The sequence below is a fragment of the Bradyrhizobium sp. SZCCHNPS1003 genome (genome assembly GCF_032381555.1).
Classification (GTDB): Bacteria; Pseudomonadota; Alphaproteobacteria; order Rhizobiales; family Xanthobacteraceae; genus Bradyrhizobium.
On sequence record NZ_JAUHIU010000019.1, the window covers coordinates 16507 to 32387 of the forward strand.

At 64.9% G+C, this 15881-nt stretch carries 18 protein-coding genes and 1 tRNA gene; 12 read left to right on the forward strand and 7 right to left on the reverse strand.

Annotated features, from left to right (window positions below):
* Positions 1 to 35: 35 nt before the first annotated feature.
* The 6 genes from QX126_RS26915 to aroA form a co-directional block, all read right to left on the reverse strand.
* The gene (locus QX126_RS26915; protein WP_315784870.1) at positions 36 to 428 is read right to left on the reverse strand and encodes a lipopolysaccharide assembly protein LapA domain-containing protein; all 393 of its coding nucleotides are present in this window, start codon (positions 426 to 428) and stop codon (positions 36 to 38) included.
* A 77-nt stretch (positions 429 to 505) separates the two neighbouring features.
* Positions 506 to 823 carry an integration host factor subunit beta gene (locus tag QX126_RS26920; protein ID WP_315716888.1) on the reverse strand — a complete coding sequence of 106 codons (318 nt, stop codon included), beginning with the start codon at positions 821 to 823 and terminating at the stop codon, positions 506 to 508.
* Positions 824 to 992: 169 nt separating this feature from the next.
* Complete coding sequence (gene sppA / locus QX126_RS26925) at positions 993 to 1973, reverse strand: signal peptide peptidase SppA (protein ID WP_315741234.1); 981 nt, start codon at positions 1971 to 1973, stop codon at positions 993 to 995.
* A 219-nt stretch (positions 1974 to 2192) separates the two neighbouring features.
* Positions 2193 to 3902: a 30S ribosomal protein S1 gene (gene rpsA, locus QX126_RS26930; RefSeq protein ID WP_315716886.1), complete on the reverse strand. Its 1710-nt coding sequence runs from the start codon at positions 3900 to 3902 to the stop codon at positions 2193 to 2195.
* A 248-nt stretch (positions 3903 to 4150) separates the two neighbouring features.
* A complete protein-coding gene (gene cmk, locus QX126_RS26935) occupies positions 4151 to 4789 on the reverse strand; it encodes a (d)CMP kinase (protein WP_315784873.1) in 639 nt (212 codons plus the stop codon).
* Entirely contained in the window at positions 4786 to 6123 is a 1338-nt protein-coding gene (gene aroA, locus QX126_RS26940; protein ID WP_315784876.1) for a 3-phosphoshikimate 1-carboxyvinyltransferase, read from the reverse strand. Before aroA ends, cmk begins: the two co-directional genes overlap by 4 nt.
* Positions 6124 to 6274: 151 nt before the next feature.
* Between aroA and QX126_RS26945 the strand changes: the two genes are divergently transcribed.
* The 3 genes from QX126_RS26945 (at position 6275) to QX126_RS26955 (ending at position 7335) form a co-directional block, all read left to right on the forward strand.
* Positions 6275 to 6679: a TIGR02300 family protein gene (locus QX126_RS26945; protein ID WP_315741238.1), complete on the forward strand. Its 405-nt coding sequence runs from the start codon at positions 6275 to 6277 to the stop codon at positions 6677 to 6679.
* A gap of 81 nt (positions 6680 to 6760) precedes the next feature.
* Positions 6761 to 6836: transfer RNA gene (locus tag QX126_RS26950), tRNA-Ala, on the forward strand.
* Positions 6837 to 7083: 247 nt separating this feature from the next.
* On the forward strand, positions 7084 to 7335 hold the full coding sequence (locus QX126_RS26955) for a GIY-YIG nuclease family protein (RefSeq protein WP_315784879.1): 252 nt from the start codon (positions 7084 to 7086) through the stop codon (positions 7333 to 7335).
* A gap of 7 nt (positions 7336 to 7342) precedes the next feature.
* Here QX126_RS26955 and QX126_RS26960 read toward each other — a convergent pair whose 3' ends face one another.
* Positions 7343 to 7804, reverse strand: a complete 462-nt coding sequence (locus QX126_RS26960) for a MarR family transcriptional regulator (RefSeq protein ID WP_315785041.1) — start codon at positions 7802 to 7804, stop codon at positions 7343 to 7345.
* A gap of 170 nt (positions 7805 to 7974) precedes the next feature.
* On the opposite strand from QX126_RS26960, the gene QX126_RS26965 reads away from it, so the two are divergent.
* The 9 genes from QX126_RS26965 (at position 7975) to QX126_RS27005 (ending at position 15810) form a co-directional block, all read left to right on the forward strand.
* Positions 7975 to 8400, forward strand: coding sequence for an organic hydroperoxide resistance protein (locus tag QX126_RS26965; protein WP_315741241.1), 426 nt, complete (start codon positions 7975 to 7977; stop codon positions 8398 to 8400).
* A 151-nt stretch (positions 8401 to 8551) separates the two neighbouring features.
* Positions 8552 to 9754 carry a CaiB/BaiF CoA-transferase family protein gene (locus QX126_RS26970; protein ID WP_315784881.1) on the forward strand — a complete coding sequence of 401 codons (1203 nt, stop codon included), beginning with the start codon at positions 8552 to 8554 and terminating at the stop codon, positions 9752 to 9754.
* A 210-nt stretch (positions 9755 to 9964) separates the two neighbouring features.
* Positions 9965 to 11284: a sn-glycerol-3-phosphate ABC transporter substrate-binding protein UgpB gene (gene ugpB, locus QX126_RS26975; RefSeq protein WP_315741243.1), complete on the forward strand. Its 1320-nt coding sequence runs from the start codon at positions 9965 to 9967 to the stop codon at positions 11282 to 11284.
* Between the two features lie 49 nt (positions 11285 to 11333).
* Positions 11334 to 12215 (forward strand): sn-glycerol-3-phosphate ABC transporter permease UgpA, encoded by an 882-nt coding sequence (ugpA, locus tag QX126_RS26980; protein ID WP_315741244.1) that lies wholly within the window; start codon positions 11334 to 11336, stop codon positions 12213 to 12215.
* Entirely contained in the window at positions 12215 to 13063 is an 849-nt protein-coding gene (ugpE, locus tag QX126_RS26985) for a sn-glycerol-3-phosphate ABC transporter permease UgpE (RefSeq protein ID WP_315758163.1), read from the forward strand. Before ugpA ends, ugpE begins: the two co-directional genes overlap by 1 nt.
* A gap of 110 nt (positions 13064 to 13173) precedes the next feature.
* On the forward strand, positions 13174 to 14253 hold the full coding sequence (locus QX126_RS26990) for a sn-glycerol-3-phosphate import ATP-binding protein UgpC (RefSeq protein ID WP_315758164.1): 1080 nt from the start codon (positions 13174 to 13176) through the stop codon (positions 14251 to 14253).
* A gap of 134 nt (positions 14254 to 14387) precedes the next feature.
* The gene (locus tag QX126_RS26995) at positions 14388 to 14813 is read left to right on the forward strand and encodes an Hsp20 family protein (RefSeq protein ID WP_006613108.1); all 426 of its coding nucleotides are present in this window, start codon (positions 14388 to 14390) and stop codon (positions 14811 to 14813) included.
* A gap of 58 nt (positions 14814 to 14871) precedes the next feature.
* Positions 14872 to 15135 (forward strand): DUF1150 family protein, encoded by a 264-nt coding sequence (locus QX126_RS27000; RefSeq protein ID WP_009026315.1) that lies wholly within the window; start codon positions 14872 to 14874, stop codon positions 15133 to 15135.
* A gap of 168 nt (positions 15136 to 15303) precedes the next feature.
* Positions 15304 to 15810: a GNAT family N-acetyltransferase gene (locus tag QX126_RS27005; RefSeq protein ID WP_315784884.1), complete on the forward strand. Its 507-nt coding sequence runs from the start codon at positions 15304 to 15306 to the stop codon at positions 15808 to 15810.
* The last annotated feature ends 71 nt before the right edge of the window (positions 15811 to 15881 follow it).

Below are 15881 nucleotides of genomic sequence, written 5' to 3' on the forward strand. Positions count from 1 at the left end.
CCGCGGCTTCGAAGGCCGCCGAGCTTTGGCGCCTTCTACAACGCGGCGCCCTGCTTGTCTCGCCCATAAGGGGCGAAAAGCCGCGCCGGCGCAGCCGGAACCAGAGATTGCGCAGAGCCCTGTTTTGCACGCGCCGCGGCGCTCAACTGCGCCACCTGCGCGCGGGCCGCTTCGGCATCGGCCTGATGGCGGCGCGCGGCCCGCCGCCAGCGGCGCTGGCCGATCCAGGTGGCACAGCCACCCGCGATCACGCCCAGGATCGCGACGGCGACGATCAAGGCGAACAGCGGGACCGACGCCGCAAGCGCCGGATCAGTCGCGTTGAAGGGATCAAACGATACGGTAACGAAATGCCGATTGGCGACCGCGAAGATGACGAACAGCACCAGCAGCGGAAGGATGACCACGACAGTGAAGAATTTTCGCATGCGCTCGCTCGTGTCAGTCAGGCGGGATTCGCCTCGAAATCAGCCGCAGACGATTAGCACGGCCGGCGCGAGATGCTTCAATCGTCGGCGTCGTCAGCCGCGGCGCCGGCGGGATTGTCCCGGTTCAGCCGCTCGCGCATTTCCTTGCCCGTCTTGAAGAACGGGACGCTCTTCTGGTCCACCGGGACATGAGCTCCGGTCCGTGGGTTGCGCCCGGCGCGGGCCGGCCGATGCTTGACCGAGAAGGCGCCGAAGCCGCGCAGCTCGACGCGGTCACCGCGGGCGAGCGCCGCGACGATCTCATCGAGGATCGCATTGACGATGTTCTCGACATCCCGCTGGTAGAGATGCGGGTTGTGCTCGGCGATACGCTGAACAAGCTCGGATTTGATCATCGAGAAAATGTACCCGGGGAGACAAGTCCCATTTCCGTGAAAATATGCTGGACTGTCAAGACGCTAAATCATTCATCGCGGCCATGAATCGGGTTGCGAGGCCCGGTACGGGGCCTCGCCATGGCACACGCAAAACGGGAAGATCGCCCTGAGGATGGTCTTGGCGGGTTCAATTGCCCGGCGCGGGCGTCCAGAGCGCGAGCATGCCGTCGAGACCAATCCGATCGACCGCCTGGACCACGCCGGTGCGCTCGATCTGGCGGGCGATCCCGGAGAGGCCGACGGCATCGAGCGCGATCGAGGTCGCCGTCCGCAGGAAGGTCAGATCGCCGAACCGCGGCGTGAGCTTGTAGTCGCGCACCGGAAGGTCCTTCTTGACGTTCTTGTTGGCGACGAGCCACGCGACGGCGGCCTTCTCGTCGCCGAGCTCGTCGATGAGCTTCAGCTCGATCGCCTGCCTGCCGGTGAAGACGCGGCCGTCGGCCACCTTCTCCAACTGCTCATCGTTCATGGCGCGGCGGTCCTTCACCAGTCCGCGGAACCAGGCGTAGGAATCCTTGACCAGGGCGTCGAGCGCCGCGCGCGCTTCCGGGCTGGTCGGCTCGTAGCCGTTGGGGGCGGCCTTCAGCGGCGAGGATTTGACCTCCTCGATCTTCACGCCGACCGTCTTCAACAGCTCACCGACATTCGGATACTGGAACAGCACGCCGATCGAGCCGACCAGCGAGCTCTGCTGCGCGACGATGTGATCGGCAGCGATCGCGCCGATATAGCCGCCGGAAGCCGCCAGGCCTTCCACGACGACGACCAGCGGCTTCTTCGCCTTCAGCCGCACCAGCGAGTCGTAGAGCTGCTCGGAGCCGGCGGTGGTGCCGCCCGGCGAATTGATGTGAACGATGACGGCTTCCGCCGAGGAGTTCTCCAGCCGCTCCAGCGCCGCGACGCGCTCATGGTCGCTGCGGATCAGGCCCTCGATATTGACGCGGGCGATCGAGCCAGAGGTCGAGAGCGCGGTGCGGCCGCGCGGTGACATCGCCAGACCGATGGCGGAAAGAGCCGCAATCGCAATCAGCACCGCGACGACGCGCCAGAACGTCAGCTTGCGGCGCAGCCTGCGGCGATCGACGATCACATCCGAATCAAGCGACATGGACAGCTCCTGGAAGTCTCGGCGCGTTTTGCATCCGCAGCCTGAATATCTCGTTATCCGATTACATCAATCGCGGCGCAATTTGAAGAAAGGAAGGCTTGCGGCGAAGCGGCCGGATGCCCGATCCGCCCGGAACAGAGCGCGTATCTCTGCCTCGTTGGAACAAAAAAAAGCCCCGGCTTTCGCCGGGGCTTTGATCTGATCACGCGAACCGAAGGCTTACTTCGAGTCGCGGTTCTTGAGCGCGGTGCCCAGGATGTCGCCCAGCGTGGCGCCCGAATCGGACGAGCCGTACTGCGCGATGGCTTCCTTCTCTTCCGCGACTTCCAACGCCTTGATCGACACCTGCACCTTGCGGGCCTTCTTGTCGAACTGGATCACGCGGGCATCGACCTTCTCACCGACGGCGAACCGCTCGGTGCGCTGGTCGTTGCGATCGCGCGCCAGCTCGGAGCGCTTGATGAAGGTGGTGAAGTCGGTGCCGGTGATCTTGACGTCGATGCCGCCGTCCTTGACGTCGAGCACTTCGCAGGTGACGACCGCGCCCTTCTTGACATCGCCCGGCTCGGCGAAGGGATCGCCTTCGAGCTGCTTGATGCCGAGCGAGATGCGCTCCTTCTCCACGTCGACGTCGAGCACCACGGCCTTGACCATGTCGCCCTTCTTGTAGTTGTCGATGACCTGCTCGCCCGGCAGCTTCCAGTCGAGATCCGACAGATGGACCATGCCGTCGACGTCGCCTTCGAGACCCAGGAACAGGCCGAACTCGGTCTTGTTCTTGACCTCGCCCTCGACCACCGAACCGGTCGGATGCTTCTCGACGAAGACCTCCCACGGATTGCGCATCGTCTGCTTGAGGCCGAGCGAGATGCGGCGCTTGACGCTGTCGACCTCGAGCACCTGCACTTCGACCTCCTGCGAGGTCGACACGATCTTGCCGGGGTGCATGTTCTTCTTGGTCCACGACATCTCGGAGACGTGGATCAGGCCTTCGATGCCCGGCTCGAGCTCGACGAACGCGCCGTAGTCGGTGATGTTGGTGACGCGGCCGTGGAAGCGGGCCTGCAGCGGATACTTCGCCTCGATGCCCTGCCACGGATCGTCGAGCAGCTGCTTCATGCCCAGCGAGATGCGGTGCGTCTCGTGGTTGATCTTGATGATCTTGACCTTCACCGTCTGACCGATGCTGAGCACCTCGGTCGGATGGTTGACGCGGCGCCACGCGATGTCGGTGACGTGCAGCAGGCCGTCGATGCCGCCGAGGTCAACGAACGCACCGTAATCGGTGATGTTCTTGACGACGCCGTCGATGACCTGACCCTCTTCGAGGTTCTGCACCAGCTCCTGGCGCTGCTCGGCGCGGGTCTCTTCCAGCACGGTCCGGCGCGACACGACGATGTTGCCGCGGCGGCGGTCCATCTTGAGGATCTGGAACGGCTGCGAGTTGTTCATCAGCGGCGCGACGTCGCGGATCGGACGGATGTCGACCTGCGAGCGCGGCAGGAAGGCCACGGCGCCGTCCAGGTCGACGGTGAAGCCGCCCTTGACCTGGTTGAAGATGACGCCGTTGACTTTTTCGTTGTTCTGGAACGCCTTCTCGAGCTTGCCCCAGCTCTCTTCGCGGCGGGCCTTGTCGCGCGACAGCACGGCTTCGCCGAGCGCGTTCTCGATGCGATCGAGGAACACCTCGACCTCGTCGCCGACCTTCAATTCACTGTCACGGCCGGGCCCGGCGAATTCGCGCAGCGCCACGCGGCCTTCGGTCTTCAGGCCGACGTCGATGACGGCCATGTCCTTCTCGATCGCAACAACCTTGCCCTTGACGACGGAGCTTTCCTGCAGGTTGCCCTTGGTGAAGGACTCGTCCAGCATCGCGGCGAAATCATCGCGGCTGGGATTGTAGGAAGAAGCAGAGGTACTCGAAGCCATTTGTTCTCCAGATGCGGACATTCTCGCCAGCTTGGGTTGATCGGCGCATCGAATGGACAGTGCCTGGAGGTCCACAAATCCCCAGACGTCCGCGTGATGCGCGATAAGCGCAAACGACGCGGGCCGGCAGTGCCTGCACATGCGATACGTATGAAGTGCGTCCGGATGATCGGACTCGATTGAACCGCAATCGAGCTATCGACGGTCAAGGGCGGGAGCGGGCATTCCTCCAATGACGCCGGCGGAAATCAAACCCGCTGACGGCCCGCTCGAACGGCCTCGACGATATCGATGGCGGCCCGGACGCCGCCTTCTATATCCAAATGGGAGTTGTCAAGCAAGTAAGCATCCGGGGCTTGTTTCAAAGGCGCGACGGCCCGGTTCTGGTCACGCTCGTCGCGCGCCAGGATGTCGGCCAGAATGGCCGCCTCGTCCGCCGGTTCCCCACGTGAAAGCGCCTCGAGGGTGCGACGATGCGCCCGGATGCGGGGATCGGCGACGACGTAGATCTTCACCTCGGCATCCGGGCAAATCACGGTTCCGATGTCGCGGCCGTCGAGCACGGCGCCGGGCGGCTGGCTCGCGAACTGACGCTGGAAAGCCACGAGCGCCTCGCGCACTTTCGGCAACGCCGAGACCACGGAGGCCGCGGACCCGACCTGGTGCGACCTGAGCGCCGGGTTGTCGAAGGTCGAGGGATCCAGGGCCATGGCGACGTCCGCCGCCCGCGTCTCGTCCTTGAGATCGATGCCGGCGGTCAGTAGCGCATGCGCGACGGCCCGGTAGATCACGCCCGTATCCAGGTGCCTGAGGCCGTAATGCGCCGCGAGACGCTTGGCCATGGTGCCCTTGCCCGAGGCAGCCGGGCCGTCGATGGCGATGATCATGCGAAATCCGCGCCCGCCTTGCACATCAGCGGGATGAAATCGGGGAAGCTGGTGGCGATGAAGGCGGTATCGTCGACGGTGACCGGCTTGTCGGACGCGAGGCCCATGACCAGCGCGGACATCGCGATGCGGTGGTCCATGTGGGTCGCAACCAGCCCGCCGCCCGGCACATGGCCCCTGCCCTCGACGATCAGATCGTCGCCGGTGATTTCGACCTTGACGCCGTTGACACGCAGCATGGCCGCGGTGGCCTCGAGCCGGTCGGATTCCTTGACGCGCAGCTCATGCAGGCCGCGCATCACGGTCGTGCCCTCGGCGTAGGCGGCGGCGACCGCCAGCACGAGATATTCGTCGATCATCGAGGGCGCCCGCTCCGGCGGCACCACGACGCCGCGCAGCTTCGAAGCGCGCACCCGCAGGCGGGCCATCGGCTCGCCGGCATCGCCGCGGACGTCGTCCTCCTCGATCGAGGCGCCCATCTCGCGCAAGGTCGTGAACAGGCCGGTGCGCAGCGGGTTGGTCATCACGTCCGACAGCACGAGATCCGAGCCGTCGACGATCAGCGCGGCGACCAGCGGGAACGCAGCCGACGACGGATCAGCCGGCACGATTACCGGCGCGCCTGTTAGCTCCGGCTGGCCGGTCAGCGCGATGCGGCGGCCGTGGGTGCCTTCCGGCGTGGTCACGATCTCGGCACCGAAATGCTTCAGCATCAGCTCGGTATGGTCGCGGCTCGCCTCCTGCTCGATCACCGTGGTGACGCCGGGCGCGGCGAGGCCGGCCAGCAGCACGGCCGACTTAATCTGGGCCGAGGCGACGGGGGTGCGGTATTCGATCGGGACCGGGTTGCTGGCCCCCTGCAGGGTCAACGGCAGCTTGCCGCCCTCGGCGATAGCGGTGACCTTGGCGCCCATCAGCACCAGCGGGTCGAAGATGCGCCGCATCGGGCGGCTGCGCAGCGAGGCATCACCGTCGAAAACGGCCGAGATCGGGCAGCCGGCGACGGCGCCCATCACCAGCCGGCAGCCGGTGCCGGAGTTGCCGAAATCGAGCGGCGCGCTCGGCTGGGCGAAGCCGCCGACCCCCACGCCACGGACGGTCCACGCGAAGTCGCCGGTGCGTTCGACCTTCGCACCCAGGCCCCGCATCGATTGGGCGGTGTTGAGGACGTCTTCGCCCTCGAGCAGGCCGGAAATTCGGGTCTCGCCGACCGACAACGCCCCCAGGATCAGCGCCCGGTGCGAGATCGACTTGTCGCCGGGCACGCGAATCGTGCCCGAGAGGGGCCCGGAGGCGCGTGATTCCAGGGGAGTCGGGGCGATTGACGTGCTCACGGCAGGATCCTCGTGTTTCGGACGCGGCAGGTATCACAGCCCCCGCCCTCCGTCACGAGCGGTGATTTTCCCGTTGACAGCGCTATTGACAGCGGCGCGGCAACTAGCCAAGTGAGACACCGCTTTTCAGACATTGCCAGGACGCCTGCACGTGGCCAAATCCGAGCTCGGAACCAAACGCATTTGCCCGACGACGGGCAAAAAGTTCTATGACCTCAACAAGAACCCGGTGATTTCGCCCTACACCGGCGAGGTCGTGCCGATCGCGCCGGTGGCTCCGACCCGCGCGATGCGCGGCGAGGCTGCGCGTGCCGCTGCGGCGGCCGACGTGGTCGAGCCCGCCGAGGCCGAGGAGTTGGTGTCGCTCGAGGAGGCCGATGCCGAGGAGAACACCGGCAAGGTCAAGGCCGTCGTGCCTGAGACCGAGGACGACATCGAGATCGACGAGACCCTCGACGACGACGAGGATGATGATTCCACCTTCATCGCCGACGAGGAAGAAGGCGACGAGGACGTGACCGACATCATCGGCGATGTCGGCGGCGACGAAGAATAATCGTCGAAGACACTTGAGATCAGCCGCGAACTGTGGTTCACGGTGCTCCCCGGCGGTCACCCAGACCGCCGGCTCGGTTCAGGGGCCATAGCTCAGCTGGGAGAGCGCTTGCATGGCATGCAAGAGGTCGGCGGTTCGATCCCGCCTGGCTCCACCACGCTTCGCCCTTCGGGCTACGCGTGACGCAGCCACGACGGAGCCCGAGGGGCGAAGCGTGGTGCCCGGCGAAGCCCCTTGGCGAAGCCGGGCTTTGGGAGGCCCGTCATCTTCTCCAGATGGTGTTTTCTCGAGTCACGCCTGCCTACGGTTTACGACCTGATTTCGTACGCAGGCAGCCGGGATGACAAACTCCCTTCCCGATTGCAGAATGCCGGCCCGCAGTCCTTCGCGGCGAGTGCCTTCGCATGCGGTACATCTACATCATCCGCAGCCTCGCCTTCCCCGAGCAGGAATATGTCGGCGCGACAGCGGACATCAGACAGCGCCTGAAGGATCACAACGCTGGCCGGTCAGTTCACACGTCCAAGTTCATGCCGTGGATGCTGGTCTGGTATTGCGCCTTTCCGGACAAGCATCGCGCGTTGGCGTTCGAGACCTACCTGAAATCGCATTCTGGGTGGGCATTCTCAAAGAAGCGCCTGCTCGGTCCAGTCTGACCGCTCCTCACCCCTCCACCGCCGCATTCAACTGCTCCCGCAGGCGCACCAGCTTGCCGTGCAGGTCGGCCAGTTCCGCGAGCGAGCAGCCCGTCGCATCCAGGATCGCGGGCGGCACGATCGACCTTGCCTTGTCGCGTAGTCCCGCGCCCTGGGCGGTGAGGGTGACGATCACCTGACGCTCGTCCTCGGCCGATCGTGTCCGCCTGATGAAATGCAGCGCCTCCATCCGCTTCAGCAGCGGCGTCAGCGTGCCGGAATCCAGGAATAGCCGCTCGCCGATCTCCTTCACCGACAGGCCGTCGCGCTCCCACAGCACCAGCATCACCAGATATTGCGGATAGGTGAGGCCGAGACGGTCGAGCAAAGGCTTGTAGACCCGGTTGAAGGCATGGGCGGTCGAATAGACGGCGAAGCAGAGCTGGTTGCCGAGCTGGAGCGGCAGGTCTGCCGCGGACTTCTTTCGCATCGAGGTCACCACAGGTCGATCCTATCGGCATCTTGAGCCCGCACGCCTCGGGTCGACAACGGGCCCGGCGCCCCGATCACGAATTTTCTACCGAACAATTATATTGCTCGCAATTCAATTGCGTGCAATATAGCGCCACTGAATTCGTCCATCCAACCGGGAGACACCCCATGTCCGTGAACGTGCTCTACAAGACCAGCGCCAAGGCGACCGGCGGCCGCGACGGCGAAGCCGCGACCCTCGACGGCTCGCTCAAGGTCAAGCTCTCCACCCCGAAGGAGCTCGGCGGCGGCGGTGGCGCCGGCAACAATCCGGAGCAGTTGTTCGCGGCCGGCTATGCGGCCTGCTTCATCGGCGCGATGAAGTTTGTCGGCTCGCAGGGCGGCCCGAAGGTTCCCGCCGACACGTCGGTGACCTCGACCGTCGGCATCGGCCCGCGTTCAGAAGGCGGCTTCGGCATCACCGTCGAGCTCGCGGTGTCGCTGCCCGGCCTCGCCAAGGCCGACGCCGAGGCTCTGGTCGCCAAGGCGCACGAGGTGTGCCCCTATTCCAACGCCACGCGCGGCAATGTCGACGTCAAGCTGACCGTCGTCTGAGGCTGAATTCCGCCCTGCGGCAGCGTTTTCCCGCGCCCGCCGCAGGGCAGGCCTCGCGTTTTCGCGACGGCGCCATTCGGCGAGCCACGTTTGCACCAGCGCCGCAGCAATGCTTAATGGCCGCGAGCTGAAACCAACCTCGCGACATCCGATGACACCCCAATTTGCTCCCGGCGCCATGGCCGGACTGCGCGTGATCGATCTGACGCGCGTGCTCGGCGGGCCCTACTGCACACAGATCCTGGCCGATCACGGCGCCGACGTGATCAAGGTCGAACCGCCGGCCGGCGACGAGGTCCGCGACTGGGGCCCTCCCTTCCACGACGAAGACGCTGCCTATTTCGTCGGGATCAACCGCAACAAGCGTTCGATCGGCCTGGATCTCGCTTCCGAGGGTGGCCGCGTCGTGCTGATGCGGATGCTCGAGACCGCCGACGTGCTGATCGAGAACTTCAAGCCCGGCACCTTGGAGAAGTGGGGCATCGGCAGCGACACGCTGCGCGAGACATTCCCGAAGCTGGTGCACTGCCGCATCTGCGGCTTCGGCGCCGACGGTCCGCGCGGCGGCAATCCCGGCTATGACGCGATCATCCAGGCGATGACCGGCATGATCGCCGCGACCGGCTCGTCGCAGAGCGGACCGATGCGGATCGGCGTGCCGCTGGTCGACATCACCACCGGACTCTATGCCGCGATCGGCATCCTGATGGCGCTGTCGGAACGGCAGCGCTCTGGGCTCGGCCAGTTCCTCGAGGTCACGCTGTATGAGACCGGCCTCGCGATCATGCATCCGCATACCGCAAACTACTTCATGCACGGCAAGCCGCCGTCGCTGACCGGCAACGAGCATCCGAACCTCGTTCCCTACGCGATCTTCCCGACCAAGACGGACGATATCTTCATCGGCGTCGGCAATGACGGCACCTTCCGCAAGCTCGCCAAGGAGATCGGCCGGCCGGAGCTCGGCACCGATCCGCGCTTCGCCCGCAACAAGGATCGCGTCGCCAATCGCGAGGCGCTGCGCGGCGAGCTCGCCGCCGTCTTCAGCCAATTCGAGGCGGCGCCGCTGTGCGACCGGCTGCTCGCGGCCGGCCTGCCGGCGGGACCCGTGCAGAAGATCGACCAGGCGCTGACCAATCCGCACACGATCTACCGCGGCGATGTCATCGAAAAGGACTGGTACAAGGGCGTCGCGTCGCCGATCCGGCTCGAACGCACCAAGCCGACCCTGCGCTCCACGCCGCCGAAGTTCAGCCAGCATGCGCAGGAGGTGCTCAGCGAGTTCGGCTATTCGGAGCACGAGATCCAGGCCCTGCTGTCCCAGGGCACGGTGTGCGCCGAGCGCAAGCGCTGAAGCGCCATCAGCCTGTCGTCTCCCCACGCTAGCGTCGCCTGGGGCATCGCCCCGGCGCCGCGCCGTCTCGCGCAAGTCGCGGCATTCCGCCGCGAAGCCGCGACGAACGCGCTTTCCGCTGACGATCCAACCGGTTATACATTCACAAAACTGTCATCTCGCGCTGCTACGGCCGCGACGCCGATGACGTTCCATGGGAGGTATTTTTTAATGTCACTTCGACAATTCTGGACCGCCGCCGCTGCGGCAGCCACGCTGGTCCTTGGCGCCGCCGCACCCGCGCATGCGGTGACGGAGATTCAGTGGTGGCACGCGATGACCGGCGCCAACAACGACGTCATCGTCAAGCTCGCCAACGATTTCAACGCCTCGCAGACCGACTACAAGGTCGTTCCGACCTACAAGGGCAACTACGCCGACACGATGAATGCCGGCATTGCCGCCTTCCGCGCCGGCAATGCGCCGCATATCATGCAGGTGTTCGAGGTCGGCACCGCCACGATGATGGCCGCCACCGGCGCCGTGAAGCCGGTCTACAAGCTGATGCAGGACGCCAGCGAGAAGTTCGATCCCAAGAGCTACCTGCCGGCCATCACCGGCTACTATTCGACCTCGAAGGGCGAAATGCTCTCCTTCCCCTTCAACTCCTCATCCACCGTCATGTGGGTCAATCTCGACGAGCTGAAGAAGGTCAACGCCGAGATCCCGAAGACCTGGCCCGAGCTGTTCGAGACCGCCAAGAAGCTGAAGGCGGCCGGCCATCCGACCTGCGGCTTCTCCGGCTCGTGGGTCACCTGGGTCAATCTCGAGCAGCTCTCCGCCTGGCACAACGTGCCGCTCGCCAGCAAGGCGAACGGTCTCGACGGCTTCGATACCGTCCTTGAGTTCAACGGTCCGCTGCAGGTGAAGCATCTCGAAAACCTGGTCGAGCTGCAGAAGGACAAGACCTACGACTATGCCGGCCGCACCAACACCGGCGAGGGCCGCTTCACCTCGGGCGAATGCCCGATCTACCTGACCTCGTCGGCGTTCTTCGGCAACGTCAAGGCGCAGGCCAAGTTCGCCTTCACCGCTGCGCCGATGCCCTATTATCCCGACGCCAAGGGCGCACCGCAGAACTCGATCATCGGCGGCGCCTCGCTCTGGGTGATGGGCGGCAAGAGCGCGGACGAATACAAGGGCGTGGCGAAGTTCCTGACCTTCCTCTCGGACACCGATCGTCAGGTCTATATCCACAAGGCCTCGGGCTATCTGCCGATCACCAAGGCGGCCTACGCGAAGGCCAAGGCCGAGGGCTTCTACAAGGATCAGCCCTACCTGGAGACGCCGCTGCTCGAATTGACCAACAAGGAGCCGACGGAGAATTCCCGCGGCCTGCGTCTTGGCAACATGGTGCAACTGCGTGACGTCTGGTCGGAGGAGATCGAGCAGGCTCTGGCCGGCAAGAAGACCGCCAAGCAGGCGCTGGACGCCGCGGTCGAGCGCGGCAACCAAATGCTGCGCCAGTTCGAAAAGACGGCCGTGAAGTGAGGCCAAGAGCCGGCAGGCCACCCGCGGCCTGCCGGCTCGCCGACCGACCATGCAGAAGAACGCCATCTTCCAATCAAAACTGCTGCCGTTCGTGCTGGTCGCTCCCCAGCTCGCGATCGTGCTGATTTTCTTCTATTGGCCCGCGATCCAGGCCGTTATCCAGTCGTTCCTGCTGCAGGACGCGTTCGGCCTGTCCACGAGCTTCGTCTGGTTCGAGAACTACGCCGACCTGCTCAGTCAGCCTGACTATTTTCAAGCCATTCTCCGCACATTCGGCTTCTCCTTCGCCATCGCGCTCTCGTCGCTCTCGGTCGCGCTGCTGCTCGCGGTCATGGCGGACAAGCCGCTGCGCGGCGTCACGCTGTACCGGACGCTGCTGATCTGGCCCTACGCGGTCGCGCCGCCGGTGGTGGGCGTGCTCTGGATCTTCATGCTGCATCCGTCGCTCGGCGTGATCTCGCGCTATCTGCGCGCGATGGGCATCGACTGGAATCCGCTGCTCGACGGCGACCAGGCGGCGCTGCAGATCATCCTCGCGGCCGCCTGGAAGCAGATCTCCTACAACTTCCTGTTCTTCCTCGCCGGGCTGCAGAGCATCCCCCGCAGCGTGCTCGAGGCCGCCGCGATCGACGGCGCGCGGCCGATGCGGCGGTTCTGGACCGTGACCTTCCCGCTGCTGTCGCCGACCATCTTTTTCCTGCTGGTCATCAACATCGTCTACGCCTTCTTCGAGACGTTCGGCATCATCGACACGATGACCCGTGGCGGCCCGGGCAAGTCCACCGAGACGCTGGTCTACAAGGTCTACACGGACGGCCTGCTCGGCGGCAATCTCGGCTCGTCGGCCGCACAATCCGTCGTTCTGATGGTCATCGTCATCGTGCTGACGGCGATCCAGTTCCGCTTCGTCGAGCGCAAGGTGACCTACTGATGGTCGAGCAAGAAGGCATTCGACGCTACGTCGCGCACGCCATCCTGTGGATCGGAATCGCGATCGTGGCGTTCCCGGTGTATCTCGCGTTCGTCGCCTCGACGCAGGACAATGCGGTCATCGCCAACGGGCAGATGTCGCTGCTGCCGGGCGGGCACTTCCTGTCGACCTACTATCAGACCATCTTCGTCGGCACGAGCGGCTCGACCCGCGAGCCGGTGGCGACCATGCTGCTGAACTCGCTGGTCATGGCGCTGCTGATCGCCGTCGGCAAGATCGCGATCTCGATCATCTCGGCCTATGCGGTCGTCTACTTCCGCTTCCCGTTCCGCATGCCGATCTTCTGGCTCATCTTCATCACCCTCATGCTGCCGGTCGAGGTGCGCATCTATCCGACCTACAAGATCGTCGCCGACCTGCACATGCTCGACAGCTATGCGGGGCTGGCGCTGCCCCTGATCGCCTCGGCCACCGCCACGCTGCTGTTCCGCCAGTTCTTCATGACCGTGCCGGATGAGCTCCTGGAGGCATCCCGCATCGACGGCGCCGGGCCGCTCCGCTTCTTCTGGGACACCCTGCTGCCGCTGTCGCGCACCAACATGGCGGCGCTGTTCGTGATCCTGTTCATCCTCGGCTGGAATCAATATCTCTGGCCGCTGCTGATCACCACACGCGACGACATGCAGACCATCCAGATCGGCATCCGCAAGATGATCACGACAACCGACGCGCTGACGGAGTGGCCGGTCGTCATGGCGACCGCCGTGCTCGCGATGCTGCCGCCGGTGTTCGTCGTCGTCGTCATGCAGCGCCTGTTCGTCAAGGGGCTGGTGGAGACGGAAAAGTGACGAGGGGGCGAATAGCGAATGGCGAGTGGCGAACAGGGATGTTCGCGCAACGGCTCGCCTCGTCCCCTTCCCTATTTGCTACTCCCCATTCGCTATTCGCTAGGTAACCCATGGCCAACGTCACACTCCGCAACGTCCGCAAGGTCTATCCCGGCGGCTTCGAAGCCATCAAAGGCGTCGATGTCGATGTCGGCGATGGTCAGTTCTGCGTGCTGGTCGGGCCGTCGGGCTGCGGCAAATCCACCCTGCTGCGGATGGTCGCGGGGCTCGAGACGATCACGTCGGGCGAGATCGACATCGGCGGCCGCATCGTCAATGCCATCGAGCCTGCCGATCGCGACATCGCGATGGTGTTCCAGAACTATGCGCTCTATCCGCACATGACCGTCTATAACAACATGGCCTACGGCCTGCGCAATCGCGGCATGGCGGAGAAGGAGATCAGGACGCGCGTCGAGGACGCCGCGCGCATTCTCGAGCTCGGCTCCATGCTCGAGCGGAAGCCGCGGCAGCTGTCCGGGGGCCAGCGTCAGCGCGTGGCGATGGGCCGCGCCATCGTGCGCCAACCCAAGGTGTTCCTGTTCGACGAGCCGCTGTCCAACCTCGACGCCAAGCTGCGCATCGCGATGCGGGTCGAGATCCGCAAATTGCAGCGCCGGCTTAACACCACCGCGATCTACGTCACCCACGACCAGCTCGAGGCCATGACGCTCGCCGACATCCTGGTGGTGATGAACGGCGGCAAGGTCGAGCAGATCGGCAATCCGCTCGACATCTATCAGAAGCCCGCGACCACCTTCGTCGCGTCCTTCATCGGCGCACCGCCGATGAACCTGATGCCGACCGATGGCGTGCGCGCCCAGTTGCACGGCGCCGACGCGGTTCCCGCAGAGGCGGGCCAGCTCGGCATCCGGCCTGAGGATTTCCAGCTCGGCGACACCGTTCCGGCGGGCGGGGTCGGGCTCGACCTCCGCGTCGAGGCGATCGAGCATGTCGGCGCCGAGACCTATGTCTATGGCGCGCGCCAGGATATGGGCAGCGATGACCGGCTCACCGCGACCGCCAACGACATCATCGTGCGGCTGCCGGGCACCGCCGCGCCGGAGATCGGCGCGCGGATTCGCGCCGTGGCGCCGCGGGCCAAGCTGCATCTGTTCTCGGCCGACGGCCGGCAGCGGCTGTCCGTTTAAACCCTTCCACAGGCTGGCCGTTCCGGCGCATTCGGGGTGCTTGAACGCGCCCCGGATCGTGCCCATATTGCTGCTCAAGGGGTGCCGTCAGGGCCCTGATACATCAAAGTCGCTTCGAGAGGACTTTGTAAACCATGTCTCGTGTTCCTTCGCTCTCCAGTCCGTTCCTGCTGGGCTTCGACGAGATCGAGCGCGTGCTCGACCGCGTCGTCAAAGGTGCCGACGGTTATCCGCCCTACAATATCGAGCGGTTCGAGCGCACCAATGGCCAGCCCGAGCGTCTGCGGATCACGCTGGCGGTGGCGGGTTTTACCCGCGACCAACTCGATGTCACCATTGAGGAAAACCAGCTCGTCATCCGCGGTCGGCAGCAGGACGACAAGACCAGGCAATACATTCATCGCGGCATCGCCGCGCGCCACTTCCAGCGCACCTTCGTGCTGGCGGAGGGAATGCATGTGCTCGGTGCGGACCTGAAGAACGGGTTGTTGTCGGTCGATCTGGCCAGGCCCGAGCCTGAGCGGATCGTTAAGACAATCGCTATCAATGAACACGAATAATGGTTTGATGGAACGAGTAGCGGACTCGACCGCTTGAGTCTCAGAAGGAGTCGAGACCATGACTGAAGGTAATGTCGCGTCGGAATCCCCCGTCTCCCTGGAGTCACTGGCGACCCTGGGCGAGGGCCACATCGCTTATGTGAAGCAGATCCGCTCCGAAGACGTACCGGGACTGTTTCCGCAGGCGCCGCACATCGCGCCGGGACTGAAGCTGTTCGCCTTGCATGCCGCCGACGGCACGCCGATCATGCTTACCGACAGCCGCGAAGCAGCGATTGCGAATGCGTGGAGCCACGAACTCCAGGCCGTGAGCGTCCACTGACGCAAAGGCCGAGCCGCAGCGCCTGCAGCGACCGCTCTCGTGAGACTCGATGCTCATTGAGACGCGATGCTCATGAGGAGCATGCAGCTCACGGACTGACACGAGGGCGGTCCCCGGAAACGGGGACGGCCCTTTTTTCTGCTGGGCTGCTTGGAGCGATCGCCGCGCATGACCTTGCTGACAACACCCATGAGCGCGGCCGGTTTGCGCGCAGATCCTGCGCTCGCGGACGCACTGCTCGCGCTCAACAACGCGCATGCCTCCGAGCTGTCGTGGCTCACGCCCGAAACGCTCATGCAGCTGCTCGATCGGGCATGGCGGGCCTGGCGGATTGGCGGGGCCGATGCGCTGATGATCGCGCTGGACCACGCCGCCGTCTACGATAATCCCAATCACCGCTGGTTTCGCTCGCGCTACGATCGGTTCATCTATGTCGACCGCATCGTGGTGGCGCCGGCCGCCCGCGGCCGGGGCCTGGCGCGGCAGCTCTATGAGGAGCTGATTCGGGAGGCGACCGCGGCGGACCACGACCGCATCGTCTGCGAGGTCAATCTGGATCCGCCCAATCCGCAGTCGGACGCGTTCCATGCTGCGCTCGGCTTCGCGCCGCTGGCGGCGGCCAGCATCCATGGCGGCGCCAAGACGGTGCGCTACATGGCGAGATCATTGCGATAGCCGGGGAAGGACGAAGCGGCTGCCGAAGTGCTTTTGAGAAATTTGTTTCCGTCGATGTCCGGAACGGTCGA